Genomic DNA, 10,145 nt, shown 5'->3' with positions numbered 1-10,145 from the left:
TCGAGCATTTTGACAGTCCATAGAGCTTGAGCGTCATGTCTTGTTCACCTCTTGAGCGAAAGCGTCTTGTCAGTAAGGATCTCCGACCCTCCGATCTGGTCCGTAAATGCCCGGAACAGCTTCTCGATCATAGATCTTTCGATATCCTTGACAATGAACACGAAGCGGGTCCTTTCATCAGCATCGGGCCAGGCCTGAAGTCTCACTGGTGGATGGAATACGTGTTGAACGCCGTGCAGGACCACCGGCCGACTCGGATCATCTGACACCCGCACGATTGCCTTCATGCGCAAGAGATTCGAGCCGTGATAGGATTTTAGCAACTCCATGAACAATTCAAGTCCCTGTGGGCTTACGGGGTTGGTTTCAGTAAAACTGAAGGACCGAATATGCTCGTCATGACGTGACACATCATGATCGTGCACATGTCTATGCCCATGATCATCTTGGCGATGCCGTCGGCCTCGTTTTTCTCCGGTCACATAGGCTTCCGCAGAAAGCCAGCCTTGTACGTCGAGTGTCTTGGTCTTTGGATCAAAAAGACCCATGGTGAATAGCCGTTCGGCAGTAGCCTCGTTACGGTGGGTGGTCAGCAGGCGGGCAGCCGGGTTGAGTTTGCGCAAACGCCCGATGATCGCAAACAGCATCTCCTCGCCCTCGCGGCCAACGAGAAGGTCAACCTTGGTCAACACGATCCGATCGGCGACAGCAACCTGCTTCACAGCTTCGGGATGTGAGTCGAGTGTTGCCATGCCATTGACCGCATCAACGACCGTTATGACCCCCTCCAGCCGACAGGCAGCCACCAGGCTTGGCTCGCTCATCACGGCATGAAGAACTGGTGCGGGATCGGCAAGTCCTGTTGTCTCGATCAAAATCCGGTTGAAGGGGCGGACTTCGCCCCTCTGCCGCCGTGCCAGCAGGTCATGAATAGTAACGATGAGATCTCCCCTGATGGTGCAGCACAGGCATCCTGAGGCAAGTTCAACGATATTCTCATCTGATCGTTCGACCAGCAGATGATCAATGCCTATCTCACCAAACTCATTGATGATCACGGCCGCATCGGCCAAAAACGGGTCCTTGAGAAGAAAATTGAGAAGTGTGGTCTTCCCGGCCCCCAGAAAGCCAGTGAGAACTGCAACAGGTAATGGGATATTCGCCATGAACTACTTCTTCCATCGTCCGTAGATCGTCGACGCCACGAGCGCGGCAAGAACAAGCCCCCCTCCAGCATATTGATTCATCTGCAGCCGCTCCCCAAGAATGATCGCGGCAGCAGCCGTGCTGACCACCGGTTCGAGATTGAAGAAGGGGGCAACCGTGGATGCCGTTGCAAATCGCAAAGAAAGCATATGCGCCATATAGGCGATGATATAGACGACGGCGAGTCCACACAGGAAGAAAATGCCCATCATGTTGGCGGTTCCTCCGGGAAGCACCCTGAGTGTTCCCGAACCTGCCAAAATAGCGATCAGCAGGATCGGAGGCAGAATGACCATATGCACGAGGCTCCCGAATACTGCCGGTGTCATGTAGCGTGAGATGGCACGGCCCGAAAAGAACTGCAAAGCCGCACCAACGGATGCAAGTGCTGCCAGCAGTATTCCCCGTACGTCCAGGCCTTCGATACTGGGACCGATTGCAATCGCCAGTCCGCCAAAGGCAACCAATGCAATTGCTATTCTAACCATGCCAGGATTTCGGCCCTCGACGAGAGGCGCCAGCAACATGATCAGCACTGGAAACGAGAAGAAGATGATAACGGCCAGACCAACAGGAATGAACTGTACAGAAGCAAGATAGGCGACGGAAACAAAAAGGGTCGAGATGGACTGCCCAACAAAACTTGGGAGCGCTGCTTTCGGAATGAAAAACCTCTCATTTTTCGCGATGGCAATGATGGCAAAGGCGACTGAGATCATGAATGTTCGGAACAGAGTACTTTCAATAGGCGGTACACCATTGACATAGGCCGCACGGACAAAATTTGGTACCAGACCATAGAGTGCGGCTGCGCCAAGTGCGCAGGCAATCCCCAATCCTGCACGATTGATCATGTTGGTCAGCTCTTGCTCTTCTTTTTCACCGGTACACCGGCCTTAGGTTTACGCTTGTTTTCGCCTTGAGGAGTTGAGGATGAGCCCTGTGTCCGATCAGGCAAAAGCGCTGCTATCTTCGCAAAAACAGCCGGGGAGATGACTTCACATGGCGCGTTCTCACGGTGATATCGAATACAGGCTGCAACACTGGTTGACTCATCCAGATTCCACACGGCAGCCGCAAAGCCACGATTCTCGGGTAGCCTGATGATGCCTGGCGAGCCTGGAAGGCCAATGCCCGATGGGCTCAACATCCTGCCGCGTAGCGCCATATCGGCTGTAGCAGCCGATTCATAATTGCCGAAGGAGATCCCCCATCCACCTAGCTCGGAAGAACGCGCCAATGTCAGCGGTTTGTTTCTGCAGACAGAATTTGTCATGTCGGCCGGAACGAAGGAGCCGGTCGGAACGTTTTCGAGCGTTTGAAGCTGGGGTCTCTTGTCTACAGATCGCGAGAAGCCATCTGTCAGAAGCATCTCGGCAAGGTCGGCTCGATGCTTTCCACTGCCAGCTCCCAGGATCACAGCGCCCAGTTGCCGCCCATCACGCGTTGCTGTTGCAACGAGATTGAATCCCGATCCACACACAAAGCCAGTTTTCATGCCATCAGCTTGCGGCATCTGCCGCAGCAGCGAGTTCCGATTTGCCAGCTTCCGCTTGCCCACCGTCATGAATGGCTTCGAGAAATAACGGCCATATTCGGGAAAATCCCTGAGAATGGCAGAGGCAAGAAGGGCAAGATCGCGAGCCGTACTTATCTGGCGAGGATCGAAAAGCCCGTTGGGATTGACGAAATGACTGCCATTCATCCCGAGGCGGCGGGCCTGTTGGTTCATCTCCATGGCGAAGGCCGCAACTGTTCCAGACGAGGCCTCCGCGAGCACATATGCCATATCATTGGCAGAATAGATCAGCATCGCCTCAAGCGCGAAGTTCACGCTCACATTGGCGCCAACTGGCATACCAATCTTGCTTGGTGGCTGTGAATTGGCGGCTGCCGAAACTGGAACCTTTTGCTTGAGGGTCAGTCCACCAGCCTGAACCTTCTGGAACACGATGTAGGCCGTCATCAACTTGGTGAGAGAAGCCGGATACCAAGGCTCACCGGCGCGGTCCTGAGAAAGAACTTCTCCACTCACCGGGTCAAATAGCAGGGAGGGCCCACCAGCCACAGCTGGTACAGGCCCGATCAGCAGCAGCAAGATCAAAAGGATACGCTGAAGGTGAGGCAAGCCTGTTCAACTCCGGAACGTCAAGCAGGGACCAGCCCCTCGCACATCACGACCACACGCCCGCCTGCGCCAGCAGGACACAGGCTGTTGGTGCCCCTGGAGGGACTCGAACCCCCACGCCCTTGCGAGCAACAGATTTTGAGTCTGCCGCGTCTACCATTCCGCCACAGAGGCACGCTAGAAATCGCATAATTGCCCGCTCTTGCGCCGTCAACCTTAAAGGAGGAGAAACGGGTCCATGATCCGGATCACCGACTCAATTGCCATTGATGAAGATGACATTGCGTGGTCCTACACCCGCGCCTCAGGGCCAGGCGGCCAGAATGTGAATAAGGTATCGACTGCCGTCGAGCTTCGATTCAACGTCGAACGGGCTTTCTTGCCACTCGACTTGAAAACCCGGCTCCGGGCGATCGCAGGCCGGCAATTGACCCAGGAGGGCGTGATTTTGATCACCGCACAGGAGACTCGATCGCAGGAGCGAAACCGCGAAATAGCGTTACAGAAACTCGTGGAGCTTCTGCGCAAGGCAGCTCATCAGCCGAAGCGGCGCATCGCCACCCGTCCAACGCGTGCCTCGAAGACGCGGCGTCTGGACGCAAAGGCGAGGCATGCAAGAACCAAGAAGCTGCGGCGTTCTCTGTCAGAGAGTGATTGAAGAGAACATGCTGAGACGCCTTTACGATTGGACACTGGCACTTGCAGCCCGTGAGACAGCAGAAGCCTGGCTTGCCGTTATCGCTTTTGTCGAAAGCTCGGTTTTTCTGGTTCCGGCAGATGTCCTGTTTGTTCCAATGGCGCTTGCCCGGCCAAAGAGGGCCTATCGCTTTGCCCTTATTGCAACAATAGCATCCACCCTGGGTGGTATTGCTGGCTATATCCTCGGTTACATGGCGTTTGAGGCGGTGGCGCGGCCAGTTCTCGATTTCTACGGCAAGTTCGATGAGTTCGAGCACTTGAAGATTTGTGCGGGCGAAGACACGCTGATGCTCCTGCTTGTGACATCAGGCCTGAGTCATCTTCCGCCGATCAAGGTCGTTACCATTCTTGCGGGTGTGGCACAGATCAGCTTCTTGTTTTTCGTGGTGTCCTGCGTGCTTGCCCGTGGGGCTAGGTTTTTTGCCCTTGGCTGGGCACTCCGGAGGTTCGGCGAGCCAGTCAAGCAGTTCATCGAGCGGCGACTGGGTTTGCTGGCAGTCTTGCTGGCAGCGGGGATGATCGGGTTGTATGTTGCGATCAAGTATACTGGAATTGTTGGGAGTCTGAGCGCATGTTGAGTGAACTCAAGCCGCGGGCTGCGGTACTCTTCATCCTTGTGGCAGCCTCGGCCACGATTGTGGGAGCGTGGCTTTTCGAATACTTCGGTTATGCTCCCTGTGAGCTATGTCTCAAGCAGCGCTGGGCCTATTACGCAGCGGTGCCCCTCGCTGCAGTTGTTGCACTTTTGCTGCCAACGAACTCTCGGCTTGCGCAAATGGGATTTTTACTGCTTGCAGCCATCTGGCTGGGTAGCATGTCGTTTGGAATTTATCACGCCGGCGTCGAATGGAAATTCTGGCCAGGGCCCAGTTCCTGCAGCGATCTTGGCGGGCTGTCCGGAGGTCTTCCCGATCTGAGTCGCGCTGTGGTGCTCTGCGATACCCCGGCGATCCGAATCCTCGGCCTCTCGCTGGCAGGTTGGAACGCATTGATTTCACTTCTTCTGGCAAGTGTTGCGCTTGCAGGCTTCCGCGGTCAGGGATCGAGTTCCGTATCCCAGTAGAGATAATCCTGCCAGCTCTCGTGCAGATAATTGGGCGGGAAGAAACGGCCATTGCGATGCAACTGCGCGACGGTTGGGCGCACGGGCTTCTGGGCTGGGTACATGTTGATGTGCTGGGGCAGATGCCCGCCCTTCACCAAGTTGCACGGCGAACAGGCTGCGACCACATTCTCCCACGTGGTCTGTCCGCCCTTTGAGCGCGGCACAACATGATCGAATGTCAGATCCTCATGACCACCGCAGTACTGACAGGTGAATCGATCACGCAGGAACACGTTGAAGCGGGTGAAGGCCGGGGTGCGGGAGGGCTTCACATAGGTCTTGAGCGATACAACGCTGGGAAGCCGGAATTCCGAGTTGGGGCTGCGAACAACCCGGTCATATTCCGATACGATGTTCACACGGTCGAGAAACACGGCCTTGATGGTGTCCTGCCAGCACCACAGTGACAGCGGATAGTAGCTCAACGGGCGGAAATCCGCGTTGAGGACCAGGGCTGGACAGGCTTCCGGCGCAACCGGCGCGAATTGCAAGCACACCTCTCGGTTCCGAATCCTTAGGCTTTTACTATATCTAGTATGGCGATCCTGTGAAGCCCCCTCATCCACTTGGGCCTGACCGGAGCCACGATGTATACCCGGTTTGACCTTTGCCGGGATTGATCGCAAGAGGCCATCATGAGCGTTCCCGTCTTTCGCTTTGCACCCTCGCCCAATGGCTTTCTCCACCTCGGGCATGCCTATTCCGCACTGTTGAACTCCAGCTTGGCAGCCAAGTATCAGGGTCGGTTCCTGCTCAGAATCGAAGATACTGATGGGAGCCGGGCTCGATCCGAATTTGTAACGGCGATTTTCGAGGACCTCGCCTGGATTGGCCTTGAGTGGGAACGCCCCGTGCGCATCCAAAGCGAGCATTTTGCGGATTACGAGGCCAGCCTCGCCCAGCTGAGGAAGATCGGCGCCATCTACCCTTGCTTTTGCTCCCGCAGGCACGTGCAGGCAAATGCGCTTGCAGCGCGGGATCCTGACGGGCAGCCGCTTTATGGGGGGACGTGCCGGCTGCTGCCGAGGCCAGTGGCCGAGCGCCGGATTGCGGGCGGAGACGCCCACGGCTGGCGGCTCGACATGGCAAGCCTCGGCGACAACGCGGCGGCAGTCTGGGGTGACGCCATGATCGCCAAACGCACGGTGGGCTCAAGCTACCATGTTGCTGTGGTTACAGACGATGCACTTCAGGGCATCACACATGTGGTGCGTGGCCGTGATATCGAGCCGGCGACGCCCCTGCACATGCTGCTGCAGCGGCTTCTGGGCCTGCCCACGCCCCAGTATCAGCACCACGATTTGATCAAGGGTGCAGATGGCAGGAAGCTATCCAAGAGCGAAGGCAGCACAGCCCTCCGCCAGCTCCGCAGCGAAGGTATGGCTCCTTCCGAAATTCGGCAGATCCTCGGCTTCCCCTAGTCAGAAATCAGACGCGAGACCCTTGTTTTCCCAGTCACCGTACCGGGTCGGCTCAGGGCCTGCCCTGCCATTCACCTCGCGCGGAAAACGCGGTGTCTGTCGCATCTTGTTTCGTTCTTCAGCCTCGGCCAGCGCGCGCCGGGCTTCAGGTGAAAGGATCTTTGAGTTCATGACCTTGCTGTTTTTGGTGTCTGGCATCATATGAGGGGCGTCGCGTTCGTTTGGCAAGGAGGAGTTTGGCGTATGAACACGCTGCGGACCGGTTTGCTGATGGCAGGACTCATGGGGCTGTTTCTCGCGGTAGGCTATTTGCTTGGCCGGGAGCAAGGCATGCTGTTTGCCTTTTTGCTGGCCGCCGGCATGAACCTGTTTGCCTACTGGAACGCCGACAAGATGGTCTTGCGCATGTATGGCGCGCGGCAGGTTGATCGCCAGTCCGCGCCCGACTTTTATGCCCTTGTCGAAGACCTGGCACGGAATGCAGGGCTTCCGATGCCCAAGGTCTATGTCATCGACAATCCGCAGCCCAACGCCTTCGCAACCGGGCGAAACCCCGAAAATGCCGCTGTCGCGGCGACAACCGGCCTGCTTCAGATTTTAAGCCGCGATGAACTTGCTGGCGTGATGGCCCATGAGCTGGCACACGTTAAGCATCGCGACACTCTTGTGATGACGATGACCGCCACAATTGCCGGTGCGATTTCCATGCTGGCAAATTTTGCCATGTTGTTTGGCGGAAACCGTGACCGCAACAATCCTCTGGGGGTGATCGGCGTTATCTTGATGGTTGTTCTGGCGCCGCTGGCCGCCATGCTGGTCCAGATGGCGATCAGTCGGACACGGGAGTATGGCGCGGATCGCGGTGGAGCGGAAATTTCGGGCCAGCCGCTTGCGCTGGCCTCGGCGCTTGCAAAGATTTCCAATGCGGCTCACCGTATTGAGAATCCCGCAGCTGAAGCCAATCCTGCCACTGCACACATGTTCATCATCAATCCACTCTCGGGTGCACGTATGGACGGGCTGTTCTCCACACACCCGAACCCACATAACCGGATTGACGCGCTTCGGCGCATTGCCCAGGAGATGGGCGATGAGGCTCGGCCTGTTGGCCCGTGGAATACTTCCGCGCCTCGTGCTTCAGGCCCGTGGGGCTGAGCTCTCGAATGGCGGAATCGCCTGGCCTGGCAGTTCGCCAATTCGCATGTGATGTGCTGAAAACGATCATCAGCAAGAGGCTCACGGTCGACGAGGCGGTCAGGGGCCATTCCGGACTTGGACGTCTCGAGCACCGTGATCAAGCACTGGTCTCTTCGATTGTCCTCACGGCATTTCGCCATCGCGGCGAAATCGGAAAGATCCTCGAAAAACTCGTCGACCGCCCCCTGCCACGCAAGTCCGGGCCGACGCATGACATTCTGACTCTCGGGATATCCCAACTCTTGTTTCTTGGCATGCCCGCGCATGCAGTCATCGACCTGGCGGTTCGTTCTGCAAAGGCGGACGGCCATGCCCGACATTTTGCAGGCTTGGTCAACGCGGTTCTGCGCAGGGTGGCAGTGGAAGGCCCGGCGCTCCTGCAAGACCTCGACGCCCCGCGGCTCAACACCCCCGATTGGCTCTGGGCTCGATGGCAAAGGACCTACGGTCTTGCAAACGCGGGTGACATAGCATCTGCTCATTCGCAGAAGCCTGGACTGGACATCAGCTTCACGGAGAGCGTTGCGCCATGGGCGGATCGACTGGGCGGAACGATCCTGGCAAACGGCCAGTTGCGGCTTGCTGCAGAGTATTCCGCCATTCCAAGTATTCCCGGATTCCAGGAGGGCGCCTGGTGGGTGCAGGATGCTGCAGCAACCATCCCGGCCCGTCTTTTCGGGGAACTTCGCGGAAAATCGGTTCTCGACCTCTGTGCAGCACCAGGTGGCAAGACTCTGCAAATGGCGTCCATGGGTGCTCACGTCACTGCCGTGGACATATCGGCAGACCGCCTCAGACTTCTGCATGACAATCTGGCGCGCACCAGGCTCACGGCGGAGGTTCAGGTAGCCGACGTCCTGAGCGGGCGTTTGTCAGGTCAATGGGATGCTGTTCTTCTTGATGCCCCGTGCTCAGCAACTGGAACAATCCGCCGCCATCCCGAACTCCCCTGGATCAGGCAGGAAAGCCAGGTCACGAGACTGGCCGATACTCAGCACCGGCTCCTGCAGGCAGCGACAAGGCTCGTCAAGCCTGATGGTCTCCTCGTTTACTGCACCTGCTCACTCGAACCCGAAGAGGGGGAAGAACAGGTACAGACATTCCTTGAAGAAAATCCCAATTTCGAGCTGACCCCGGCCACGGAACCTGTTTTGCCCGATGGTGCCCTCCGGCCAGAGGGCTGGGTGCGAACCCTGCCCTCCATGGCATATGGCCAGGAGGCCGGCATGGACGCCTTTTTTGCAGCTCTGATGCGTCGACGAGCCTGAGGGTTGTACACCCACGCCAAGCTGCTAGACGTGATTCTGGATTGATCAAGCCAAACCTCGCCAGCCGATCTGAACAGCGACGACCCAAAATAGACCAGTGGTTGAGATGACCGAACCGATTCGCCGCGCCCTGCTCTCCGTGTCTGACAAAACCGGGCTCACTGCATTCGCTCACGGCCTGGTCTCCCTTGGAGTCGAGCTCATCTCGACCGGTGGTACAGCGAAAGCTCTGTCAGAAGCTGGACTGCCGGTTACCGAGGTTGCAACCATCACCGGAATGCCGGAAATCATGGATGGCCGGGTGAAAACACTCCACCCGGCCATTCATGGCGGGCTTCTGGCCCTGCGCACCAATCCAGATCACCGGGCCGCGATGGCGGCGCATGACATTCGGCCAATTGATCTGCTGGTGGTCAATCTCTATCCCTTCGAGGCGACACTGGACCGGGGCGCCTCGCGGCAAGAGGTGATCGAGAACATCGACATCGGCGGGCCAGCAATGATTCGGGCCGCTGCCAAGACTCATGAATTCGTAACCGTCATTGTCGATCCCGCAGACTATGGGGCGGTCTTGACCGAACTGACTGAAAGTCACTGCCAGACCACCGTGATGACACGCCAACGGCTGGCCACCAAGGCCTTCGCACGCACCGCGAGTTATGATGCGTCGGTTTCACAATGGATGGCGGAACTGGACGGTGAGCAGCTCGGTCCTGTCTTCGCCACCGGAGGTCAGCGCTTGCAGAGTTTGAGGTATGGAGAAAACCCACATCAGAAAGCTGCATTCTACACTGCACCGGGAAAGCGCTTTGGTATTGCCGCGGCACGCCAATTGCAAGGCAAGGAGCTCTCTTACAACAACATCAACGATACGGATGCAGCTCTGGAATGCCTCGCAGAATTTGAGAATTCCGGTAATCCTGCCTGCGTCATCGTCAAACATGCAAATCCTTGTGGTGTAGCAGTCGGGACATCTTTGCTTGAAGCCTATCGAAATGCGCTTGCCTGTGATCCAGTAAGTGCCTTTGGTGGCATCATCGCTGTCAACAGACCTCTCGATCCTGAAACAGCCGCCGAGATTACGGAACTGTTCACTGAGGTAATCATTGCTCCGTCAGCTG

General features: G+C 57.2%; 12 protein-coding genes and 1 tRNA gene. 7 read left to right on the top strand and 6 right to left on the bottom strand.

From position 1 onward, the window contains the following. Positions 1 to 44 precede the first annotated feature (44 nt). From ACILRN_RS12880 to ACILRN_RS12865, 4 genes are all read right to left on the bottom strand, one after another. Entirely contained in the window at positions 45 to 1,166 is a 1,122-nt protein-coding gene (locus tag ACILRN_RS12880) for a CobW family GTP-binding protein (RefSeq protein ID WP_395688889.1), read from the bottom strand. A gap of 3 nt (positions 1,167 to 1,169) precedes the next feature. Continuing rightward, on the bottom strand, positions 1,170 to 2,060 hold the full coding sequence (locus ACILRN_RS12875; RefSeq protein WP_395688887.1) for a DMT family transporter: 891 nt from the start codon (positions 2,058 to 2,060) through the stop codon (positions 1,170 to 1,172). Between the two features lie 5 nt (positions 2,061 to 2,065). Then, the gene (locus ACILRN_RS12870; RefSeq protein WP_395688885.1) at positions 2,066 to 3,334 is read right to left on the bottom strand and encodes a D-alanyl-D-alanine carboxypeptidase family protein; all 1,269 of its coding nucleotides are present in this window, start codon (positions 3,332 to 3,334) and stop codon (positions 2,066 to 2,068) included. A gap of 88 nt (positions 3,335 to 3,422) precedes the next feature. After that, positions 3,423 to 3,508: transfer RNA gene (locus ACILRN_RS12865), tRNA-Leu, on the bottom strand. 64 nt (positions 3,509 to 3,572) lie between these two features. On the opposite strand from ACILRN_RS12865, the gene arfB reads away from it, so the two are divergent. From arfB to ACILRN_RS12850, 3 genes are read left to right on the top strand one after another with little or no spacing between them, the layout of a single operon-like run. Then, positions 3,573 to 3,992: an alternative ribosome rescue aminoacyl-tRNA hydrolase ArfB gene (gene arfB, locus ACILRN_RS12860; RefSeq protein ID WP_395688884.1), complete on the top strand. Its 420-nt coding sequence runs from the start codon at positions 3,573 to 3,575 to the stop codon at positions 3,990 to 3,992. A gap of 7 nt (positions 3,993 to 3,999) precedes the next feature. Next, a complete protein-coding gene (locus ACILRN_RS12855) occupies positions 4,000 to 4,611 on the top strand; it encodes a YqaA family protein (protein ID WP_395688882.1) in 612 nt (203 codons plus the stop codon). Then, the gene (locus ACILRN_RS12850) at positions 4,605 to 5,096 is read left to right on the top strand and encodes a disulfide bond formation protein B (protein WP_395688880.1); all 492 of its coding nucleotides are present in this window, start codon (positions 4,605 to 4,607) and stop codon (positions 5,094 to 5,096) included. Before ACILRN_RS12855 ends, ACILRN_RS12850 begins: the two co-directional genes overlap by 7 nt. Here ACILRN_RS12850 and ACILRN_RS12845 read toward each other — a convergent pair. After that, positions 5,069 to 5,629, bottom strand: coding sequence for an HNH endonuclease (locus ACILRN_RS12845; RefSeq protein ID WP_395688878.1), 561 nt, complete (start codon positions 5,627 to 5,629; stop codon positions 5,069 to 5,071). The genes ACILRN_RS12850 and ACILRN_RS12845 overlap by 28 nt on opposite strands. Positions 5,630 to 5,773: 144 nt before the next feature. On the opposite strand from ACILRN_RS12845, the gene gluQRS reads away from it, so the two are divergent. Further along, a complete protein-coding gene (gene gluQRS, locus ACILRN_RS12840) occupies positions 5,774 to 6,559 on the top strand; it encodes a tRNA glutamyl-Q(34) synthetase GluQRS (RefSeq protein WP_395688876.1) in 786 nt (261 codons plus the stop codon). On the opposite strand, the gene ACILRN_RS12835 is transcribed toward gluQRS, so the two are convergent. Continuing rightward, positions 6,560 to 6,730, bottom strand: coding sequence for a DUF1674 domain-containing protein (locus ACILRN_RS12835; RefSeq protein ID WP_395688875.1), 171 nt, complete (start codon positions 6,728 to 6,730; stop codon positions 6,560 to 6,562). Positions 6,731 to 6,802: 72 nt separating this feature from the next. On the opposite strand from ACILRN_RS12835, the gene htpX reads away from it, so the two are divergent. From htpX to purH, 3 genes are all read left to right on the top strand, one after another. Continuing rightward, positions 6,803 to 7,714 carry a zinc metalloprotease HtpX gene (gene htpX, locus ACILRN_RS12830; protein WP_395688873.1) on the top strand — a complete coding sequence of 304 codons (912 nt, stop codon included), beginning with the start codon at positions 6,803 to 6,805 and terminating at the stop codon, positions 7,712 to 7,714. A gap of 8 nt (positions 7,715 to 7,722) precedes the next feature. Then, on the top strand, positions 7,723 to 9,024 hold the full coding sequence (locus ACILRN_RS12825; RefSeq protein ID WP_395688871.1) for an RsmB/NOP family class I SAM-dependent RNA methyltransferase: 1,302 nt from the start codon (positions 7,723 to 7,725) through the stop codon (positions 9,022 to 9,024). A 106-nt stretch (positions 9,025 to 9,130) separates the two neighbouring features. Then, positions 9,131 to 10,145 (top strand): bifunctional phosphoribosylaminoimidazolecarboxamide formyltransferase/IMP cyclohydrolase (gene purH, locus ACILRN_RS12820; protein ID WP_395688870.1); only part of this gene is annotated, 1,015 nt, incomplete at its 3' end.

The sequence above is a fragment of the Aestuariivirga sp. genome (genome assembly GCF_044238155.1).
In the GTDB taxonomy this organism is placed as follows: Bacteria; Pseudomonadota; Alphaproteobacteria; order Rhizobiales; family Aestuariivirgaceae; genus Aestuariivirga.
Note: the sequence above shows the minus strand (reverse complement) of the source record. Positions and strands in the feature narration are given on the sequence as shown.